This is a genomic window from Paraglaciecola sp. QJM3NY_14 (genome assembly GCF_056173245.1).
In genome coordinates, this window is record NZ_CM149664.1 from 3,901,765 (window position 1) to 3,922,106 (window position 20,342).

At 44.2% G+C, this 20,342-nt stretch carries 18 protein-coding genes; 10 read left to right on the plus strand and 8 right to left on the minus strand.

All coding sequences use genetic code 11. The annotated features are described in order from the left end of the window. Positions 1 to 144: 144 nt before the first annotated feature. From AC0VYA_RS16740 to AC0VYA_RS16760, 5 genes are all read left to right on the plus strand, one after another. Positions 145 to 657: a glycine cleavage system transcriptional repressor gene (locus AC0VYA_RS16740; protein ID WP_475489015.1), complete on the plus strand. Its 513-nt coding sequence runs from the start codon at positions 145 to 147 to the stop codon at positions 655 to 657. A 144-nt stretch (positions 658 to 801) separates the two neighbouring features. Continuing rightward, on the plus strand, positions 802 to 2,886 hold the full coding sequence (gene ppk1 / locus AC0VYA_RS16745; protein WP_475489016.1) for a polyphosphate kinase 1: 2,085 nt from the start codon (positions 802 to 804) through the stop codon (positions 2,884 to 2,886). Further along, complete coding sequence (gene ppx, locus AC0VYA_RS16750) at positions 2,876 to 4,405, plus strand: exopolyphosphatase (RefSeq protein ID WP_475489017.1); 1,530 nt, start codon at positions 2,876 to 2,878, stop codon at positions 4,403 to 4,405. Before ppk1 ends, ppx begins: the two co-directional genes overlap by 11 nt. Positions 4,406 to 4,571: 166 nt before the next feature. After that, positions 4,572 to 4,832, plus strand: coding sequence for a DUF4282 domain-containing protein (locus AC0VYA_RS16755; protein ID WP_011576060.1), 261 nt, complete (start codon positions 4,572 to 4,574; stop codon positions 4,830 to 4,832). A 62-nt stretch (positions 4,833 to 4,894) separates the two neighbouring features. Beyond that, positions 4,895 to 5,488, plus strand: a complete 594-nt coding sequence (locus AC0VYA_RS16760; protein WP_475489018.1) for an HD domain-containing protein — start codon at positions 4,895 to 4,897, stop codon at positions 5,486 to 5,488. On the opposite strand, the gene AC0VYA_RS16765 is transcribed toward AC0VYA_RS16760, so the two are convergent. From AC0VYA_RS16765 to tkt, 5 genes are all read right to left on the minus strand, one after another. Beyond that, complete coding sequence (locus tag AC0VYA_RS16765; RefSeq protein ID WP_473475509.1) at positions 5,485 to 5,823, minus strand: hypothetical protein; 339 nt, start codon at positions 5,821 to 5,823, stop codon at positions 5,485 to 5,487. The genes AC0VYA_RS16760 and AC0VYA_RS16765 overlap by 4 nt on opposite strands. 207 nt (positions 5,824 to 6,030) lie before the next feature. Continuing rightward, a complete protein-coding gene (locus tag AC0VYA_RS16770; protein ID WP_011576063.1) occupies positions 6,031 to 6,930 on the minus strand; it encodes a fructose bisphosphate aldolase in 900 nt (299 codons plus the stop codon). A gap of 157 nt (positions 6,931 to 7,087) precedes the next feature. Beyond that, positions 7,088 to 8,263, minus strand: coding sequence for a phosphoglycerate kinase (locus AC0VYA_RS16775; RefSeq protein WP_475489019.1), 1,176 nt, complete (start codon positions 8,261 to 8,263; stop codon positions 7,088 to 7,090). A gap of 122 nt (positions 8,264 to 8,385) precedes the next feature. Beyond that, a complete protein-coding gene (gene epd / locus AC0VYA_RS16780; protein WP_475489020.1) occupies positions 8,386 to 9,414 on the minus strand; it encodes an erythrose-4-phosphate dehydrogenase in 1,029 nt (342 codons plus the stop codon). Positions 9,415 to 9,569: 155 nt separating this feature from the next. Further along, a complete protein-coding gene (gene tkt, locus AC0VYA_RS16785; RefSeq protein ID WP_011576066.1) occupies positions 9,570 to 11,570 on the minus strand; it encodes a transketolase in 2,001 nt (666 codons plus the stop codon). A gap of 279 nt (positions 11,571 to 11,849) precedes the next feature. Between tkt and metK the strand changes: the two genes are divergently transcribed. Further along, the gene (gene metK, locus AC0VYA_RS16790; protein WP_473475515.1) at positions 11,850 to 13,001 is read left to right on the plus strand and encodes a methionine adenosyltransferase; all 1,152 of its coding nucleotides are present in this window, start codon (positions 11,850 to 11,852) and stop codon (positions 12,999 to 13,001) included. A gap of 187 nt (positions 13,002 to 13,188) precedes the next feature. Next, on the plus strand, positions 13,189 to 13,995 hold the full coding sequence (locus AC0VYA_RS16795; protein WP_011576068.1) for a M48 family metallopeptidase: 807 nt from the start codon (positions 13,189 to 13,191) through the stop codon (positions 13,993 to 13,995). 72 nt (positions 13,996 to 14,067) lie between these two features. Here the strand turns inward: AC0VYA_RS16795 and AC0VYA_RS16800 are convergent, their stop codons facing one another. Next, positions 14,068 to 14,895 carry a mechanosensitive ion channel family protein gene (locus AC0VYA_RS16800; RefSeq protein ID WP_011576069.1) on the minus strand — a complete coding sequence of 276 codons (828 nt, stop codon included), beginning with the start codon at positions 14,893 to 14,895 and terminating at the stop codon, positions 14,068 to 14,070. A 315-nt stretch (positions 14,896 to 15,210) separates the two neighbouring features. Between AC0VYA_RS16800 and AC0VYA_RS16805 the strand changes: the two genes are divergently transcribed. From AC0VYA_RS16805 to AC0VYA_RS16815, 3 genes are all read left to right on the plus strand, one after another. Further along, positions 15,211 to 15,369 carry a hypothetical protein gene (locus AC0VYA_RS16805; RefSeq protein WP_473475519.1) on the plus strand — a complete coding sequence of 53 codons (159 nt, stop codon included), beginning with the start codon at positions 15,211 to 15,213 and terminating at the stop codon, positions 15,367 to 15,369. Positions 15,370 to 15,555: 186 nt separating this feature from the next. Next, on the plus strand, positions 15,556 to 16,284 hold the full coding sequence (locus AC0VYA_RS16810) for a 16S rRNA (uracil(1498)-N(3))-methyltransferase (RefSeq protein ID WP_475489021.1): 729 nt from the start codon (positions 15,556 to 15,558) through the stop codon (positions 16,282 to 16,284). Between the two features lie 192 nt (positions 16,285 to 16,476). Beyond that, positions 16,477 to 17,871 (plus strand): sensor histidine kinase, encoded by a 1,395-nt coding sequence (locus AC0VYA_RS16815; RefSeq protein WP_475489022.1) that lies wholly within the window; start codon positions 16,477 to 16,479, stop codon positions 17,869 to 17,871. Between the two features lie 91 nt (positions 17,872 to 17,962). Here AC0VYA_RS16815 and AC0VYA_RS16820 read toward each other — a convergent pair whose 3' ends face one another. Continuing rightward, positions 17,963 to 19,051 (minus strand): glutathione S-transferase family protein, encoded by a 1,089-nt coding sequence (locus AC0VYA_RS16820; protein ID WP_475489023.1) that lies wholly within the window; start codon positions 19,049 to 19,051, stop codon positions 17,963 to 17,965. 156 nt (positions 19,052 to 19,207) lie between these two features. Continuing rightward, complete coding sequence (locus AC0VYA_RS16825; RefSeq protein ID WP_475489024.1) at positions 19,208 to 20,245, minus strand: alpha/beta hydrolase; 1,038 nt, start codon at positions 20,243 to 20,245, stop codon at positions 19,208 to 19,210. Positions 20,246 to 20,342 lie beyond the last annotated feature (97 nt).

Genomic DNA, 20,342 nt, shown 5'->3' on the forward strand with positions numbered 1-20,342 from the left:
TGCTCGGCAATCAGAGCTAAATTTGGAAGGTCTATATTATACTATCAATTGATTATTAAGGAAAAATTACACACATTCAGCATGATTCTACGCTATGCTGAATCTCAATACCTAGAGCATCACTTTAACGCGAGGTTCATTAATATGAAATCATTGATTTTTACACTTGTTGGTAAGGATAAGCGTGGCTTGGTCGACTCACTTGCTCAATCAGTGTTCAAATTGGGCGGAAATTGGCTTGGCAGTAACTTGTCGTATATGGCAGGTCACTTCGCTGGCTTTGTTGAAATTCAATTGCCTGAGGAGAAAAAAGCAGCATTAATAGAGCAATTCTCTACCCATCCGGATCTCTCTATCAATTTGGTCGAAGGGGATAACAACCTTGCCGCCCACACTCAAACAGTTCAAATAGATATAATGGGCAATGACAAGCCTGGGATCGTGCAAGAACTTACAACGATTTTGAATCGCTTTAACCTCAACATTGTTAAATTTGACTCCACCTGCGACAGCGCACCTAATTGGGGTGGTTTACTGTTTAAAGCTAACGCATTAGTCGCCATAGAAGAGGGTTTCGATTTAGATGAGTTGAGTGATGCATTAGAGTCCATCGCCGACGACTTGGTGGTTGATATCAGCTCAACACCAGCAAAATAGATTTACATCTGGCTTGGCTGTTTTGTAAAGCCTAAGTCTACGATGAGCAAGGCGTACAAGGCTGCGATATAGCTGTCATAAATTCGTCATACACAATTGACACTATATCGCTCAAATTTTGTTTATTTTGACAATTAAGACGTAATGACTTCTCAACCCAATATCTACTTTTCTCGTGAAATCAGTTGGCTGGCGTTTAATCAACGCGTTCTTCAAGAAGCAGCAGATCGCAAAAATCCTATCGTTGAACGAATTCGATTTCTAGGTATTTACTCAAGTAATATGGACGAGTTCTATCGCGTTCGTGTCGCTGATGTTAAACGTAAAATCTATATTCACTTGGACGAAGGTGATAATGAAAAGGCTGAGCAAACTAAAATACTCATGGAGCAGATCCAAGAGAAAGTCTTAGGCATGACAGAAGACTTTGAACGTGTGCGCGAAGACGTTGTGGCCCGACTCGCTCGCTATAATATTTTCTTACTTGATAATGAAAAGTTGTCCGATTACCAAACTACTTGGCTAAAGAACTACTTCAAAAATAAAATATTACGTCACATTGCCCCCATTTTATTACATGGCAAAGTAAACCTTGTATCTCGCTTAAATGACTCAGCCACCTATTTATATGTAGCGATTAACAATAGCGGCAAGAATACTCAGTACGCCACAATTGAAGTGCCCAGCAAGGCGCTGTCACGTTTTGTGGTGATCCCTCCTGAGAATAGCCGTAAAAAGAAATACATCATATTGCTCGATGACATTATACGGCTCAATCTTGAAAGCATATTTAAAGGTTTTGTTGATTTTGAATCAGGTGAAGCCTACTCCTTCAAAATGACTCGAGATTCTGAATACTCTATAAATGATGAAATTGAAGAAAGTTACGTTGAAAAAATGTCAGAAAGCATGAAACAACGTTTGATTGCCGAGCCGGTGCGCGTGGTGTATGACGAGCAAATGCCCAGTGACATGGTACGTAACCTGAAGAAACGCTTAAAGATATCGTCTTACGATAGCCTCATTGCTGGCGGTACTTACCGAAACTTTAAAGATTTTATTGGCTTTCCAAATGTCGGCCGTGACTACTTAGAAAATCCAAAACTACCGGCCATAACCTCGAGCGATTTCGCCCGCCACAACACGGTGTTTGATGCGATCAGCGAAAAAGATATTCTGCTTTACTATCCTTACCATCGCTTCTTGCATGTGACTGAGTTTGTCCGCCAAGCTGCATTCGATCCCAAGGTGAAACAGATAAAGCTCAATATCTATCGAGTAGCAAAGAACTCGCGCATCATAGACTCGCTTATTGATGCAGTCGATAACGGAAAAAAAGTCACTGTGGTGGTTGAGTTAAGAGCGCGTTTTGACGAAGAAGCCAACATTGGCTGGTCAAAAACCATGACCGATGCGGGTATTAAAGTCGTATTTGGTATGCATGCGCTGAAAATTCACAGCAAACTGTGTTTGGTTAGCCGTGAAGAGAAAGGGGAATTAATCCACTATGCACATTTCGGCACGGGGAACTTCAACGAGAAAACCGCAAAAATCTATACCGATTTTAGTTTGTTTACCCGTAATCAAGAGCTTGCCCTGGAGGCAGAAAACGTTTTTAACTTTATTCAGCAACCCTATCGACGCCAAAAGTTTCAACATTTACAGATCTCGCCAATTAACGCACGTACCAAAATACAACTGTTGATCAGGCAAGAAATACAAAACGTCAAAGAAGGCTTAAGTGCGGGCATTACCCTTAAACTGAATAACTTGGATGACCAACTGCTTATCGACGACCTGTATAAAGCCAGTCAGGCAGGGGTAGAAGTACGTTTAATCATTCGCGGGATGTGCTCACTGGTTCCTGGCGTAAAAGGGTTGAGCGAAAATATATCGGTTATCAGCATCGTCGATCGATTCTTGGAGCATCCTCGGGTGATGGTATTTGAGAATGCCGGCGAGAAACGCGTGTTTATCTCATCCGCGGATTGGATGACCCGCAACATGGATTTTCGTATCGAAGTGGGTTGCCCCATATACGAACCCAAGCTCATCAAGCAAATTTTGGATATTCTCGAAATTCAATTTCAAGATACCCTCAAAGCCCGTATTATTGACCAACACCAATCGAACAAATACGTACGTCGTGGTAATCGCAAAAAGCTGCGCTCCCAAATAGAGACGTATGAGTACATTAAACAGCAGGAAAAAAAGAACGATGCCCAATGACAATGCGCCATTTGATGGTGTAGAAGTAAGAGACACCAGCAAAATTGCCGCATTAGACATTGGCTCTAACAGCTTTCATTTAGTGGTCGCCCGGGTAGTCGCAGGATCAGTTCAGATCCTGCACAGGGTTAAACAAAAAGTGCGTTTAGCTCAAGGCTTAAGCAGTGATTATCACCTTGATGACGAGGCCCAACAACGCGGCTTAGATGCCCTCAACGTCGTAGCAGAAAGCCTGCGAGACTTTCCACCAGAGAATGTGCGCATCGTCGCCACATATACCTTACGCAAAGCCAGCAACGCCAAAACATTTATCCGCGCAGCACGTAATATTCTTCCCTACCCGATTGAAGTCATAGGAGGCGCCGAAGAGGCTCGCTTAATTTATTTGGGCGTCGCTCATACTAACCACGACAACGGTCAACGGTTAGTGGTCGATATCGGTGGCGGCTCAACTGAATTTATTATTGGCCAAGGGTTTGAGCCTAAAATGTTGCGCAGCTTACAAATGGGCTGTGTCAGTTACACTAAGAAGTTTTTCAAAAACAATGAGCTGAAAAACAAGTCTTTCGAGCGTGCTATTACCGCCGCTCAGCAAGAACTAGAAATGATCGACAAAGCGTACTTACGCGCGGGCTGGAAAAGCTGTATTGGCACCTCTGGCACCATCCGCAACATCATTCAGATCGCGCAAAATGACAGTGTGAAATCCACCGAAGGTAAAGTTACCTTGTCACAACTTACCCGTTTAGTGAAAATCAGCTGTGATGCAGGCACGCTAGATAAACTTAACATCAGCCAAATGAGTGAAGATCGTAAGCCTGTTTTTGCGGCGGGTTTGGCAATCTTGATTGCCATATTCAAGAGCTTGAATATAGACCATATGGTGTTCTCTTCAGCGGCATTGCGCGAAGGGGTCTTATATGAAATGGAAACCCAGTTGACCCACCCTGACGTACGCCAGCGCTCTGCTGAGAGTCTTGCGACGCGTTACGATGTTGATATTGAACAAGCTAGACGAGTTCACAGTGTCACTATGGACATTTATCAACAATGTAAAGACAGCTGGAATATTGCCACCAAAGAGCTCAAAAGCATGTTAGGTTGGTCGGCACTGCTTCACGAAGTGGGCCTGCAAATCAACACTCACGGTACCCAGCGCCATTCTGCCTATATTTTGCAGCACATAGACCTACCTGGCTTTAATCAAGAGCAACAAACATTGATAGCCACATTAGTGCGTTACTACCGTAAAAAAATTCGCCCAAGCGAGATTGCAGATTTCACCCAACATCCAGCAGAGCAAGTGCACAAATTAATCGCCATTTTACGCTTAGCAGTGCTGCTAAACATTAAGCGTCAAGACGACATACTTCCCCCCATTAACGTAAAAGTGAAAGCAAACAGCATACGGCTAACCTTCCCCGAAGGTTGGCTTGAGAATAAGCCTATTTTTAGTGCGGATCTGGCAACCGAAGAGCGCTATCTACACGCTGTAGACCTACAATTGCGCTACGAATAACACCTGCTTGAATATCAGTGGTTTAGGTAAGATGCTGACCTATCAGGCATAACCTATTGTATTAGTTAATAAAAATATCTTATAGTATTGCTGTCACATTGTGAGAGCAATGTGGAACTTCGCAGTTGAACTGCGTTTCTAATATACATAACAAGGAAGCTATACAATGAAAGATCTTTTTTTCTTCGACTCCATGCTCACCCCAAAAATCATCACCGTTGTTTACTGGTTGATGCTGCTTGCAGCTGTAGTATCAGGCGTAGGCACCATGTTTAATTCTTACGGCGGTGGTTTTTTCGCTGGTGCTGGGATACTCATCGCGGGCGCAGTGGGTGCCCGAATCTGGTGCGAACTACTGATCGTGCTGTTTAAAATTCACGAAAACTTGAAAAAAATCGCAGATCGAAACGACACCAGCGAACTTTAAGTACCAACAAGGCAACACGCATTTCGCTGTTGCCGCTTTCCATATTTAGGATCTCCCAAAACATGCACGACCTTTCTGCTCAAATCTCTTTTATGCTCGAAATAGACAAACTTAAAGCGGTGTATCGCAAGACGGTTGTTGAAGCCGACGATAATCGTCAAGAAAATAGCGCCGAGCACAGTTGGCACATTGCACTGTTAGCAAACGTTATGGTGGAATACGCGGACGAGCCCGTAGATATATTACGCGTGACTAAAATGCTGCTTATTCACGATATTGTTGAAATAGACGCTGGGGATTTATTTGCCTTTGCAGACGAGCAAGATCATCAAGCGCAAGAACAAAAAGAACAGGAAGCTGCCAAACGTATCTTCGGCCTGTTACCCAAGCATATAGGGCAAAGCATGTTAGATATGTGGCTCGAATTTGAGCAAGCCCAAACCGCAGATGCAAGATTCGCCAAAGGCATGGACAGAGTCTTGCCTGTGTTGCAGAACATGAGTAATCAAGGTGGCAGTTGGAAGGTAAATCACGTTAAGAAAAGCCAAGTGCTTAAACGAAATACCTATTTGCAAGATATTGCGCCTAAGCTATGGGAGTATGTATTAAGCCAAGTGGATATAGCGGTGGAAAAACAGTGGCTACTGGACGCTTAACGCCCCAAATATTGATCAATCAACTCGGCTAGTTTGTCGTGAAAGTGCTCTTCAAACGTCTCTAACTCTTGCTCAAAAACCCGTAAATATTGGGTCGCTTTTTTGTGATCAAGACGCTTATTATTGGTTTTATATTCGGTTTCAGGCAAACTTTTGTCGTATCGAGGTATGATACGCCAGCGCACAAAGTCACTATGCAATTTAGCCACTTGCTGCTTAGCAAACTGACAAAAACCCTCAATATGCTCAACCCCATCAGGCCCTAAACAACCAGGCTCTACCCTGAATGTAACTGACAATTTTTTATATAATGGCAGAGGCAACGTTACTTGCATATAACGCGCACCATTTTCTGTAAGCGGTTGATAAACATAATTTTATCTTTAATTAACAAAACGAAGATAGGCTACCCATATAATAGCAAGTGTAGAGGGTAAATCTACTAGGCAAAGGTATAGACACTATTTTGCTATATAGAAACAATTCAAATACAAAAAAACCAAGCACTAAGCTTGGTTTTCATAAACACATTCAGCACGTTATCAGCTAACTGATGCTTGATAAATACCTTCAATAGCGTCATCTAGCGTCGCGTTAAACTCTTCGTCTGATTGCTTAGCACTCACGCCTTCTGTTAGTGCGCGCGAGAAGCTAGCAATAATGCCTTTATTCTCTGACAAACGACGGTTGGCTTCTTGACGATTGTAACCACCTGAGAGGGCTACCACTTTCAACACTTTAGGGTGCTCAACTAACTCACTGTAAAAATTAGTTTCTTCAGGTAGAGTCAGCTTGAGCATCACCGTTTGATCGGCATTCAAGCCATCAAGTTCGGCTAAGATAGCCGCTTTCAACAATGCTTCTGCTTGTGCTTTTTCTGGGCTGTTAATATCAACTTCTGGTTCGATTATCGGCATTAACCCGGCAGCTAAAATTTGCTTACCCACTTCAAACTGTTGAGCAACAATGGCATCAATACCTGCTTTGTTAGCCAGCTTGACCACTGAGCGCATTTTGGTGCCAAACACATCTTGTGCATTTGCTTTAGCCAACAAGTTGTCTAAATCAGCGATAGGCTTCATTAACTGAACGCCGTTCTCTTCATCCAGTAAGCCTTTATCTACTTTCAAAAACGGAACAACGTTCTTTTCCTGCCATAAAAAATGCGCAGATGATTTACCGTCAATTTCACGATCTAATGTATTTTCAAATAATATAGCGCCCAGTACACGCTTACCATTAAAGGCAGGGCTCGTGACTATGCGAGTTCGCATCAAGTGAACTTGAGTGAACATCTCATCATCATTGCTATATTCAGTTTCTTCAACACCATATAAACGCAAAGCTTTAGGCGTACTGCCTCCACTTTGGTCAAGGGCCGCGATAAATCCATTGTCGCTTTTTATTTTTTTTAGCATATCCAATTGTGCTTGTGATGCCATGAGCAACACTCCTTAATTGTGTTGTGAGCCGGGGGTAAACCGGCTAGTAGGTTACAAAGGTTAATGAAAGCTTTTGCTTTTCTTATTATTGAATTTCTTGCTCTTAAATTTCTTGTTCGCGCTCTTTGTTTACGCGCTGATCAAATTATCAAGTAAATTACGCGCCGCGCGCTTCTAACATAGTCACAGCCGGTAGCGCTTTACCTTCTAAAAATTCTAAAAATGCGCCACCACCGGTAGAGATATACGATATCTTATCTTCGATACCATATTTGTCTACTGCTGCTAACGTATCACCACCGCCAGCAATAGAAAATGCATTACTTTGTGCAATTGCCATAGCAATGGCTTTTGTGCCCTCTCCAAACTGGTCAAATTCGAATACCCCTACAGGGCCATTCCAGACGATTGTTCCGGCGTTTTTGATCAACTCTGCCAGCTCAGTGGCAGTCTGTGGCCCGATATCAAAAATCATATCATCGTCTGCTACGTCACTAACGGCCTTGAGTGTTGCTTGTGCTTGCTCTGAGAACTCCTTGCCCGTGACAACATCAACAGGCACAGGGATATTCCCACCTGCATCTTTTGCCGCCGCTAATAAACGATTCGCTTCAGGGATTAAATCAGCTTCATACAAGGATTTACCCACGTTGTTGCCAGTGGCGGCAATAAAGGTATTGGCGATGCCGCCACCCACAATAAGCTGGTCCACTTTATTAGATAAAGATTCAAGTACGGTTAACTTGGTTGACACTTTAGAGCCGCCAACAATCGCCAGCATTGGACGCGCAGGATTGTGCAATGCTTTACCTAGTGCTTCTAGTTCACCCGCTAGTAGCGGGCCAGCGCAGGCAACAGGAGCGAATTTGCCCGCGCCATGAGTTGAGGCTTGTGCACGATGCGCAGTGCCAAAAGCGTCCATTACGTATACATCACATAACGCGGCGTATTGCTTAGAAAGCGCTTCATCGTCTTTCTTTTCGCCTACATTGAAACGTACATTTTCAAGAACGACCAGTTCGCCGGCTTTCACATCAACACCGTTTAAATAATCAGTCGCTAGGCTTACTGAGCACTCTAGAACGTCATTAAGATAATCAACCACGGGCTGCAATGAGAATGCACTGTCGTACTCACCTTCTGTGGGGCGACCTAAATGAGACATAACCATGACCTTGGCACCGGCTTCAAGTGCATGTTTAAGTGTGCCTAAAGACGCCTTAATACGCGCATCGGAAGTGACTTTTCCGCCCTTGACAGGTACGTTCAGATCCTGACGAATAAGTACGCGCTTTCCTGCTAAATCTAAATCAGTCATGTTAATTATTGACATATTTTCCCCATTTGATGTGTTAAACGTGAATTGCTAATTAAAAAATGTAATCTGTAAACTCGTTGTGTTCCGGGTTACGCGTGCTAGGTGCAAAAATGCACTCTCAATTGCCGCGACCAAAATCATTTGCCCGTCTTGCCCAGCGATAAGGTGTTCATGACGAGTACAATATCAATCATTCGGTTTGAAAACCCCCATTCGTTATCACACCACACCAGTAATTTAACCAGTTGCTTGTGGCTCACTCGCGTTTGAGTGCCATCCACGATGCAAGAATGTGCGTCGTGGTTGAAATCCACTGACACCAAAGGCTCTTCAGTAAAATCTAAAATACCATTCAAACGCCCATTTTTTACCGTTTTTAACGCTTGGTTCACGTCATCGATAGTCACTTTGGCATCAAGGGTTACGCTTAAATCCATTGCAGAAACGTTAATGGTCGGCACGCGCACAGCGATTGCTTCGAATTTGCCTGCAAACTTAGGTAAAACCCGCTCTATTCCCCGGGCTAATTTGGTGTCCACTGGGATAATTGATTGGCTAGCGGCACGAGTTCGGCGTAAATCTGGGTGGTAAGCATCTATCACTTGTTGATCGTGCATGGATGAATGGATAGTCGTGATGGTGCCACTTGAAACTGAAAATGCTTCATCGAGTACTTGAATGACAGGGACGATGCAGTTGGTCGTACATGAACCCGCAGATACTATGCTGTCGCTAGCTTTAAGAGATTCCTCGTTGATCCCCATAATAATCGTTGCATCAACATCTGGGCCACAGGGCTGAGAAAACAACACTTTTTTCGCCCCTTGAGCGATATGTTGTTCGCCGTGAACCCGCTCATTATTGACACCGGTACACTCAAGAACTACATCAATATCAAGTTGCGCCCAAGGCAGGTCGTGAATATTTTCTTGCTGCAATAAAGTGATATGGTCACCAGCAACCACAAGCTGTTGGTTGTCTAGCACCACAGGAAAACGGAAACGCCCATGCGCAGTATCATATTTTAATAGATGTGCGACGCCCTCGGGCTCGGCGAGTTCATTGATCGCCACAATTTGTATTTGCTTGTTTTGCCCTGTTTCGTATAACGCACGTAATACGTTGCGACCAACACGACCAAAACCGTTAATTGCTACTCGTATCATTTGGCTCTTACTGAAATTTAAAACACTATTTGCAACATGATTTAAAACGCAATTTAAAACGCAATTTAAAACGTAAAAAGTGCGTCACTAAAATAGCTAAGGCGCTCGAAAGCGCCTTAGATTATAGTTTTATTGTTTCAACTGGAAGCCATTTCCTAAGAATTCAATAAACCTTGTGCTTTCTCAGCCACGGCATCAGCTGTGATACCGAAGTGCTTGAGTAGTACGCCACCCGGTGCAGACTCACCAAAAGTAGACATTCCGACGACTGCACCATCAAGACCAACATACTTGCTCCAGTAATCGACGTGAGCAGCTTCAACGGCTACACGTGCAGTCACTGCGCGCGGCAATACAGATTCGCGATAAGCCGCATCTTGTTGGTCAAACACCGAGGTACTTGGCATAGACACAACGCGCACAGCAACGCCTTTGGCAGCTAATTGCTCAGCTGCATCCATAGCAACACCGACTTCAGAACCGGTACCAATCAAAATGACTTGAGGCTCGCCATCGCTATCTTTGAGGATGTAACCCCCTTTAGCTACGTTAGCGAGTTGTTCAGCGTTACGCGTTTGACCAGGCAAACCTTGACGGCTAAACACCAATGCACTTGGGCCATCTTTACGCTCTAGCGCAGATTTCCATGCAACGGCTGTTTCAGCACCGTCACAAGGGCGCCATGTGGCTAAATTAGGCGTTAAACGCAAGTTTGCTAATTGCTCGATAGGCTGGTGAGTTGGGCCATCTTCGCCCTGACCAATCGAGTCATGGGTATAAACAAAGATATTTGGAATCCCCATCAAAGAAGCCATACGCACTGCATTGCGTGCATATTCCATAAACATCAGGAAGGTGGCACCAAATGGACGGAAACCACCGTGCAAACCAATACCATTCATGATGCCGCTCATGCCGAATTCGCGCACACCGTAGTATAAATAGTTACCGCTGGCATCGTCCGCTGTGACGCCTTTAGATTTTGACCAAAGCGTTAGATTTGAACCAGCCAAATCTGCCGAGCCACCTAAAATTTCAGGCATGATCCCAGCGAATGCTTCGATAGAGTTTTGTGACGACTTACGACTCGCTACGTTTTCAGCTTTCTCTTGAGATTGCTCAACGAATGCTTGGGCTTTTTCAGCGAAATCAGCTGGTAAATCACCGTTTAGACGACGTGTTAATTCAGCGGCTAATTCAGGATGGGCTTTCCCGTAAGCAGCGAATTTTTCATTCCATGCTTGCTCTAAATCAGAACCTGACGCTTTTGCATCCCAACCTGCGTAGATGTCTGCCGGAATTTCAAATGCCCCATATGGCCATTTTAAGAATTCGCGGGTCGCAGTGATTTCATCTGCACCTAATGGTGAGCCGTGTGAATCATGGCTACCTGATTTATTTGGAGAACCGAAACCGATAACGGTTTTACAGCATATCAACGTCGGTTGAGTGGTATTGGCTTTCGCCGTTTCAACTGCCGCTTTAATCGCTTGTGGGTCGTGGCCATCAACATCGGCAATAACATGCCAACCATAAGCTTCAAAACGTGCAGGGGTATTATCAGTAAACCAACCCTCTACGTGACCATCGATAGAAATACCGTTGTCATCCCAAAATGCCACTAACTTGCCAAGACCTAATGTTCCAGCAAGTGAGCAGGCTTCATGAGAAATACCTTCCATCAAACAGCCATCACCTAAGAAGCAATAAGTGAAATGGTCAACGATATCGAATTTTTCTTGGTTGAATTGCGCTGCCAACATTTTCTCAGCAATCGCCATACCGACTGCATTACTGATGCCTTGACCTAGTGGGCCAGTGGTTGTTTCAACGCCTGGCGCGTAGCCATACTCTGGGTGGCCTGGTGTTTTAGAATGCAATTGACGGAAGTTTTTCAACTCTTCAATGGGTAACTCATAACCGGTCAAATGCAACAATGAGTAAACTAACATCGAACCGTGGCCGTTAGACATAATAAAGCGATCGCGGTTAGCCCAGTTTGGATTCGCCGGATTGTGCTTTAAAAAATCGTTCCACAATACTTCGGCTATATCCGCCATGCCCATTGGGGCGCCTGGGTGTCCTGAATTAGCCTGTTGTACTGCATCCATACTAAGCGCACGTATTGCGTTAGCGAGTTGTTGACGTGAAGGCATGTGGTCTCCTGATTATTAATGACTGGTTGACGCTCGCTGTTAAAAACTCATCGAAAATGTAAAATAGCGACCGATATAGCGCTACATTCTGGCTTACGCCTCGCCTAACTGCAACGACAAAACCTAACGAAACTCCATTTGCGGTTGACTTTTTTTACTGGAACGGTTCGTTTACGCCCAGCCGTTTGGACGTCTAGAAGTAAAGACTGGTATTTTTGATCTTAATCAGTAAAATGTCACTATATTCGTTAAACCATTTTCATTTGATAAGGATCCAACATGGCTAAGCATCTTTTTACCTCCGAGTCGGTTTCCGAAGGGCACCCAGATAAAATCGCGGATCAAATCTCTGACGCGGTACTCGATGCAATTCTAAAGCAAGACCCGAAGGCTCGCGTAGCCTGTGAAACCTACGTAAAAACCGGCATGGTCATGGTGGGCGGTGAAGTCACCACTAATGCTTGGGTGGATATTGAAGAGCTAACACGCAATACCGTTCGTGAAATAGGCTACACCCATTCAGATATGGGTTTTGACGCCGACTCATGTGCGGTATTGAACGCTATTGGTAAACAATCACCTGATATTAATCAAGGTGTTGACCGCATTCGCCCAGAAGATCAAGGCGCTGGCGACCAAGGACTTATGTTTGGTTACGCCAGTGATGAAACTGACGTACTGATGCCAGCTCCAGTCACTTACGCTCATCGTTTAGTGAAACGCCAAGCTGAAATTCGTAAAAGCGGCCAATTGGATTGGCTACGCCCTGATGCAAAAAGCCAAGTTACTTTCGTGTACGAAGATAACGTCCCCGTGGGTATAGATGCCGTTGTGCTATCAACCCAGCACTGTGATTCCGTGACCACTGAGCAATTACGTGAAGCGGTGATGGAAGAGATCATTAAGCCGGTTTTACCTGCTAAATGGTTAACAGCGCAAACTAAATACTTTATTAACCCAACAGGCCGTTTTGTGATTGGTGGCCCAATGGGTGATTGTGGGCTAACAGGACGTAAAATTATCGTTGATACCTACGGCGGTATGGCACGTCACGGTGGCGGTGCGTTCTCTGGTAAAGATCCGTCAAAAGTTGACCGCAGTGCTGCATACGCCGGGCGCTACGTGGCCAAAAACATAGTGGCGGCTGGTTTAGCAAAGCGTTGTGAAATTCAAATTTCTTACGCAATTGGTGTTGCCGAGCCAACATCCATTAATGTTGAAACCTTTGGAACAGGGCAAGTCTCTGATGAAGTGTTAACCTCCTTGGTGCGCGAACACTTTGAACTTCGCCCATACGGCCTAATTAAAATGCTTGATTTGGAACGTCCAATTTATCAAGCCACCGCCGCCTACGGTCACTTTGGCCGTGAAGAGTTCCCTTGGGAGAAAACAGATAAAGCGAACGCTTTGCGCGCTGCTGCAAACCTATAATTGAAAAGATCAGGTGCTGACTAGCATCTTGAGGACTAATCCAGTGACACAAAAAACGTATCGGCAAGTGCTTGATACGTTTTTTTTTGGCTATCGTCGCCCTAAACTAGGGACATCTATTAACCCTGTCGATATAACAAGGTAGTATCACCCTATTCCCTTTACATTACTTTACAGGAAGTACGCCATGACATTTTCACTTAGCAAAGTGTTCACCGCCGTCTGTGTATCCACGTTACTATTGACGAGCTGTGCTAAATCACCATTAGGGCGCAACCAACTTAAGCTTTATTCCTCTGATCAGCTAGCTAACATGGGCCAGCAGACATTTGATGGCATGAAATCAGAGCAGAAAGTCTCTAATACCCAAGTCACCAATAAATTTGTGTCTTGCGTAGCGGATGCCATCACCAAGCATGTACCGAAATCAGTATTCTCTGGTGAATGGGAATTGGTGGTTTTCGATGACCCGCAAGTCAACGCATTCGCGCTTCCAGGGGGCAAGATTGGTGTGTACACGGGATTACTTGATGTCGCTGAAAATCAAGATCAGTTAGCTGCGGTAATTGGCCATGAAGTGGGACACGTTATCGCTGACCATGGTAATGAGCGGATGTCGAGCAGTACCTTGATAGGTATTGGCATGGAAGCAACCAATCAATTATTGCAAGCCAATCAAATCGCCAATAACAATATGATAATGGCCGCTATCGGTATGGGCGTGCAAGTAGGCGTACAACTGCCTTTTAGCCGCACACATGAAACCGAAGCGGACTTAATTGGCTTACAGTTAATGGCACAATCAGGCTTTGACCCAAAGCAATCGGTTAACCTATGGCAGAACATGGATAAAGCGAGTGGTGATAATCGTCAGGCAGAGATGCTGTCTACCCACCCTGCCCCGCAAAGCAGAATCGAAAAGTTAGGTGAAAATATGGGACCGGCCCTTGCGTTATATCAGCAGGCTAAAGACCGTCCCCAATGTAAGACGTAATCAACTTAGTCATACAAATAACAGACAAAAAAAATGCCGCTTTAAAGCGGCATTTTTGTAAGACTTTAGAAATTATTCTGCGTCTTTGTGAAGGTGTACATCCATTTGTGGGAATGGAATTGAAATACCTTCTTGGTCGAAACGTAATTTAACCGCTTCGGTAAAATCGAATTTAACACCCCAGAAATCAGCAGATTTCACCCAAGGACGTACCACAAAGTTAACGCTGCTATCAGCAAGTTCAGCGACAGCAATAGTCGGCGCTGGATCTTGAAGAATGCGTGGGTCAGCAGCTGCTAGCTCTTTCAATACTTCTTTAGCGCGCTTAAGGTCAGCGTCATAGCCGATACCAACAACCATATCTACACGGCGCGTTTCTTTTGCAGAGTAGTTAGTGATGGTGCCACTGTATATTTGGCCGTTAGGTACGATAATTTCTTTGTTATCACCACTGGTCATGATGGTAGTGAAAATACTGATGCTCTTAACCACACCTGCAGCTCCACCCGCTTCAACAAAGTCACCCGCTTTAAATGGACGAAATACAAGTAACATTACGCCTGCAGCAAAGTTTTGTAGTGAACCTTGTAAAGATAAACCAATGGCTAAACCAGCAGCACCTAAAATCGCGACAAGCGAGGTAGTATCAACACCTAGTTCGTTCAATGATGCGATGATAACGAACAACATCAGAATGGCGTTCAATATCGCTTTGATGAAATTTACTAACATATCGTCGTATTTAGAGCGCTTCATTACCTTGCCAAACAAGTTAACGATGATGCCAACAACTATTTTACCAACGATGTAGATCAAGATAGCCATTACGATATTAATTCCCCAAGGAATAACGTAAGTGTCCATCATTTGTGACATTTGTTCTGAGTCGAATTCAAACATGTATTTCTCCATTTATTTCATTATTTTTCGATGGTTACTCCGAATCCTCTACCATCACGCCCAGCATATCTGTGCAGGTACTATTTAATATTACATATTGATTAAATAATACAAAGCCAGTGCTTTTTTACGCTGGCTTAATATACCTGTAATTTTTAATAAATATATTGTTTTTGCTTACAACTTTCGGCTACTACCCTTTAGTTGTAAGACATAAAGGCGAAAAGTTTATTCTTTGAACACACTTTGCTGTTGGTGGTATACTGGCCTCGTCGACTTAATCGATTTGGCATAATATTTTTAAAGGAATTGAAAATGTTGCTACTCGTAATACTCGCGACTATCGTAGCAGTTCTATTTGCTTATTCGTTATTTAAAGACACGGGTAAGAATACTAAATATGCACGCAAGGGGGCTAACGCCATAGCTCAGGCGTCATCAATAGATACTGGTAAGGTAGCAGAAGTAAACTAAATCTAATACTCGATAGGCTTGAACCCCCTATCGAGTATTGTTCTATATGTTAGACACGATTTAATGACCCCAAACTAACTTTACTTCACATTTGTGTTTCCCTCTTCTAGTTCACGTTTCTAATACACTTTCCTAATTCCAAGAGACCTTGATACCATAGCTGCAAACCGACTAATTGTTTGAACTATGCGAATCTCCAGAATTTATCATCCTGATACCCTTCATCCAGACCAAGAATTGTCATTAACCCCTGACGCCAGTAATCATGTCGCCAACGTATTGCGTTCCAAGGTTGGCCAGCCTGTCGTCCTGTTTAACGGTGATGGCAATGAGTACAGCGGTGAATTTATCGATGTTTCCAAGCGTAAGGTGCGTGTACAAATCGACGCTAAGCTCAGCATGAGTCTTGAATCACCTTTAAGCATTCACTTAGGCCAAGGCGTATCACGTGGCGACAGAATGGATTGGGTGCTGCAAAAGTCGGTTGAGTTAGGCGTCACAGAAATAACACCACTCATCACAGAGCGCTGCGGTGTGAAGCTCGATGAGCAACGTTGGCAGAAGAAACATGCACAGTGGCAAAAAATTATTATTGCGGCGTGTGAACAGTGCGGCCGTAACGTCTTGCCCGTTTTGCATATGCCGGTGGATTTTCAAAGCTGGGTTAACCAATCTACGCAAGCATTGCGCTTAACCCTGCACCCTAGAGCCGAGAAAAGCTTTCGTCATACCAGCGTTGGCAAAGATGGCGTACGTTTGCTAATAGGTCCGGAAGGTGGGTTTTCCGATCAGGAGCTTTATCAGACCGAACAAGGCGGGTTTCAAACCGTTCAATTAGGCCCAAGGGTACTGCGTACTGAAACCGCCGCAATCACTGCTATCAGTGCCTTACAAGCAATTTACGGCGATCTATAAACCTGACAACTATATATACTTGGCCAACTTTTGTTGCTATTTTGAGCATCTCAGTTAGGCAAATATTGACTGAAGCTTGAGGCTAAGCAAAAGTCAACGTGACTGTTCCCCCATAATAAAGAGGCTTAAGCCGCCAACATTAAATTGAAGGTGTGCGATAAAAAGCCCAAACGTCGAGGTATGACCCAGTGCATGACAGCACATTTTGCAGAGCGCACACGCTTGAGCATTGATAGCTTTAAGTCAGATGTACTAGCAGCGTTGCTTGGTGAAACATCAAGTGCTGTACATACCCTGGGGACGTTATTTCAAGAAACCTTGAACAGCCAATATCTAGTTCTGTGGCGCACAGAGCTGAACAACAGCGTATCTGTGGCATTGAACTTGTCCACACCTGATACGTTATTAAATGCCATATTAGCCCTAAATGGTACCCAAGCTAAAAGCTTGCCCCACAGCGTATTATCCCACGTGCAGACAGAACTCATCGCTAATATAAGTGCAGATGCGAATTGGGCAGCCTTGCATCAGGATACACAGAAGCTATCAATCGATAATTGCATTGCCCTTCCAGTTGTCACCCATTCAAATGAACTCTTAGCTGTGGTGAGTGCATTTAATATTGCCAATACAACAGTGTCGAAAATGCAACAAGCGCGCATAGATATACTCTGCTCAGCGCTTTGCCAGCTTATGCACAATGAAGCCAATACACGCCAGCTACGCTCACTTAAAAAAACCCAAGCCATGCAAATCGCTCAGCAACAACAAGAGATAGATGAATCGAAGCTCGTGCTACAAAAAGCGCTGTATCAACGGGATCATGTTCAAGAGCAACTCGTCGAAATGGAGAGCGCGACTGCGTTGACCACTATGCTTTCAAGCCTCGCTCATGAAATGAACACCCCTTTAGGCGCTGCTTTGACGGCCGCATCGCATGTGGAAACGGGCAATGAGCGTTGTGAGCAGAAATTAGCAAACAATTTACTGAAAAAATCTGAGCTAAAGCAGTTTCATCAAGACTCTCGCACCGCACTCGGTATCATCAAGCGCAATGTGCTGCGAGCTGACCAACTGATGGGGAGTTTTACCCAATTGGTGCAAGACCAGCACCAACGCAGTAAGCGTGAAATCAACTTTTGTCATTATTTGACTGAAGTATTGCTATCACTCAAGCCCAGATTAAAAACCACCCGCCACAGAGTATGTTTGGATATACCGAGTGATTTGTCTGTTGTTTGTCATGCCGGCGCAATTGGGCAAGTACTGACCCACCTCATTATCAACTCAGTGGAACATGCTTATACAGATAATCAGGCTGGAAAGATTACCATTCATGCGAGCAACACATATATCGAGGATCGGCCATGCTTGCATATTGTCTACATTGATGACGGTCAGGGCATGGAGCCAACGAGCGTTAGCAATTTATACAAGCCCTATTTCAGCCTTGTTGATAAAAATAGTGAAAACGGCCTTGGCATGCATATTTGCTACAACTTAGTCGTCAAGTTTTTAAAAGGGACAATCGATTGCCACACCAGTGTCAACGGCGGCGTGCGCTTTGAATTAACTATTCCTATATAACGCCAAATTGACTCAGGGCTGTGCCAGTTTATGACTATAGCTAAAAAACAGCCCAGCAACCCATCATTAGACTTGTACAGCTCACTCAATCTTAGGCAAAAACCAACTTATTATGCTCCATCGTCACCATGTCTTTCACTGTCATCTGCAGATAGTTATCAGCTTTTACACTCGCTAAAAAAACGTTGACGTTTTCTTTTTCCGAAGCGCTTAACTGCTGGTATGTGTTTAGCACTCTTTGTAACTTGTATTGATGAAAACTTGATATCGCACGGCTTTCCGACACTTGGTTAATTGAAAAACTATGTTGACCAATACTGCGCGGAATAAAATGCTCATGGGGATTAGCCTCTCGCCATTCACTGAGTGCTGAAACCGTGCTCTTAAGTACAGGCCACTGCTGTTCAAACATGTTCTGGATCAGGGGCAGCAAGGTTTTAGGAATGTCATCATCCGGCAGAAACTCACCAAGCTCTACTTCTGGTTTGTTCATTCGCTCTACCCATGCGGCCACATTCGGTGCAATTTTTCTCATTAATTTACCTGGGGCTGGGTCGCGATATAAGTGGGCGTATAATGGCCCCATCAACCCAAAATCTCCCACACATGGGCGAGAGCCGAGCAGGTATTTATGCGTGGCGAAATGCTCATTCAAATGATGCAACACTGTTTTTTCATACCACGCTTCGATACTGGGAATAGAATGAGGTGTAATTCCCAGAACCGGCACAAAACCACTGAACTTTTTAGCCAGTTTTTTACCGAAATACGCTCTAATGAAGCCAGGGGCTTTAGGAGCAACGACCCGCCCGAACTCTTGGTAAATAAAAGGAAAGTTGTCTTTATTCCAACGATAATGCATAGCTGGGATCACTAACCAATCATCTCCCCACAACGCGAACAACTCACTGACCAAGTGCTGTTTTGGTGCTGTAGGTGTAATAGAACGCTCGCTATGCTGCCCCTCTAGATGATCGATAATACGTGCGGTATCTTGTAAGTACTGCCCTTGCGGTGTTTTTACAACAGGAATATACGCCACTTTTGTCTGAGGGCGAATGATATTTTTGTACACCTTGACGGTGGATAGCTCTTCGGTAAAAGGTAATTGCTTAAATTTAAGATACGCGCGAATTTTGCCCGTATACAATGAGACTTCTGAACCATATAAGGTGTACATAATAAGATATCCGCAAGTAAGACCTGTGCTTAGATTAATACGCAGTGTGCTGGCGGATCATTTTGTTCATTGATATTGGGATATAAGCGCGCGAAAGCTATCAATTTATTTTGCTAGCGGCTTTCAGGCCTCATTATCCATAAGGCCTACACTGCGCTATTGTTTGCTTATGAACGCTTGAAGGGCTCCAAGCATTTTTTGGTGTTTCGGATTTGCTTTTGGCACACTGCACGGCAGAATTTCAGTCACTTGGCTTTCATCAAAGTCCATTTGCTGGATTTGCTCGTTATTTACCACCAAATCCGCGTGACAAACATCTAAATCATTCTCAATGGAAAATAAAATGCTCTTACCTTTATTGTATGCTATCAGGTCTTTCACGCCGGAGATGGGCGTGGTGTTATCCGCCTCAGAGTGCGCCGCAAAAAGAGCAATATCCAGCGGCTTTTGTTGTTCTATCAAGTCGCGAACTGAGAATATAACGTCCGTTAACTGAAACGCCGAATAACGCGCCACACTAGGGTATTTAAAAGGATTCGGCCCAACGCTTTGATAATCACCATCTAGCGTTTTGGCCAACCACTTTATGCCCCAAATATTGGCCATGGTCTCAACACTTGGATCTAGCGCTAACGCCCCAGAAAACAGCAGTAATCCTGTTGCTTCATTTGGGTTTTCCAGCACATATTGCGCAGCCAGCGCACCACCAGTAGAGAATCCGCCGATATATAAATCAGTGCCAAACTCCGGTGCTAAGCCAATCATATTTTGTACATTATCATGCCAACGCGCCGCCAATTCAGGATCTTGCATGTCTGCATCAGCCTCTTTTTTACCATGACCAGGCAGTAGAGCAACCAACACGTTGTAGCCCTGATCGTATAGCGACTGGGCAATCGTCGTTAAGAAAAAAGGTGAATCACTGAGTCCATGAAAAAGCACAAACACCTTTTGGGTTTTGTCACCGTGATGCAAAACGAACGGGGCGTTACCTTCATTTTTTAGCAGCGAAGAGCACACCTTATGACGATGCGATGGCTGACTTGAACAAGATATTATCTGGCCTAGTTGGTTTTGATAAAGCTGATCAAACTTGGCTAAACCAGCGGTGACGGTAGCGTTAGCTTGCGATACAGTTAGTAATATAAGAGTGAGAGTTAATAATGGTCTAAATACCAATCGCTTAAATGACATAAAATAGGTGTCTGTCTAATAAATTTTGACCTTATCATAGCTGGCAGTGCCATCGATTACCACGGGTGGCATTTTTCTCGCCCATAAAAAAGGGCTA

What these genes read in the sequence shown, in the direction of transcription:
- AC0VYA_RS16765 (WP_473475509.1), bottom strand. Translation starts at nt 5,823, where the DNA reads ATGCAAGTAACGTTGCCTCTGCCATTATATAAAAAATTGTCAGTTACA.
- AC0VYA_RS16825 (WP_475489024.1), bottom strand. Translation starts at nt 20,245, where the DNA reads ATGTCATTTAAGCGATTGGTATTTAGACCATTATTAACTCTCACTCTT.
- ppk1 (WP_475489016.1), top strand. Translation starts at nt 802, where the DNA reads ATGACTTCTCAACCCAATATCTACTTTTCTCGTGAAATCAGTTGGCTG.
- AC0VYA_RS16810 (WP_475489021.1), top strand. Translation starts at nt 15,556, where the DNA reads ATGCGAATCTCCAGAATTTATCATCCTGATACCCTTCATCCAGACCAA.
- AC0VYA_RS16815 (WP_475489022.1), top strand. Translation starts at nt 16,477, where the DNA reads ATGACAGCACATTTTGCAGAGCGCACACGCTTGAGCATTGATAGCTTT.
- AC0VYA_RS16760 (WP_475489018.1), top strand. Translation starts at nt 4,895, where the DNA reads ATGCACGACCTTTCTGCTCAAATCTCTTTTATGCTCGAAATAGACAAA.
- metK (WP_473475515.1), top strand. Translation starts at nt 11,850, where the DNA reads ATGGCTAAGCATCTTTTTACCTCCGAGTCGGTTTCCGAAGGGCACCCA.
- AC0VYA_RS16820 (WP_475489023.1), bottom strand. Translation starts at nt 19,051, where the DNA reads ATGTACACCTTATATGGTTCAGAAGTCTCATTGTATACGGGCAAAATT.
- AC0VYA_RS16755 (WP_011576060.1), top strand. Translation starts at nt 4,572, where the DNA reads ATGAAAGATCTTTTTTTCTTCGACTCCATGCTCACCCCAAAAATCATC.
- AC0VYA_RS16800 (WP_011576069.1), bottom strand. Translation starts at nt 14,895, where the DNA reads ATGTTTGAATTCGACTCAGAACAAATGTCACAAATGATGGACACTTAC.
- AC0VYA_RS16775 (WP_475489019.1), bottom strand. Translation starts at nt 8,263, where the DNA reads ATGTCAATAATTAACATGACTGATTTAGATTTAGCAGGAAAGCGCGTA.
- AC0VYA_RS16740 (WP_475489015.1), top strand. Translation starts at nt 145, where the DNA reads ATGAAATCATTGATTTTTACACTTGTTGGTAAGGATAAGCGTGGCTTG.
- tkt (WP_011576066.1), bottom strand. Translation starts at nt 11,570, where the DNA reads ATGCCTTCACGTCAACAACTCGCTAACGCAATACGTGCGCTTAGTATG.
- AC0VYA_RS16770 (WP_011576063.1), bottom strand. Translation starts at nt 6,930, where the DNA reads ATGGCATCACAAGCACAATTGGATATGCTAAAAAAAATAAAAAGCGAC.
- AC0VYA_RS16795 (WP_011576068.1), top strand. Translation starts at nt 13,189, where the DNA reads ATGACATTTTCACTTAGCAAAGTGTTCACCGCCGTCTGTGTATCCACG.
- AC0VYA_RS16805 (WP_473475519.1), top strand. Translation starts at nt 15,211, where the DNA reads ATGTTGCTACTCGTAATACTCGCGACTATCGTAGCAGTTCTATTTGCT.
- ppx (WP_475489017.1), top strand. Translation starts at nt 2,876, where the DNA reads ATGCCCAATGACAATGCGCCATTTGATGGTGTAGAAGTAAGAGACACC.
- epd (WP_475489020.1), bottom strand. Translation starts at nt 9,414, where the DNA reads ATGATACGAGTAGCAATTAACGGTTTTGGTCGTGTTGGTCGCAACGTA.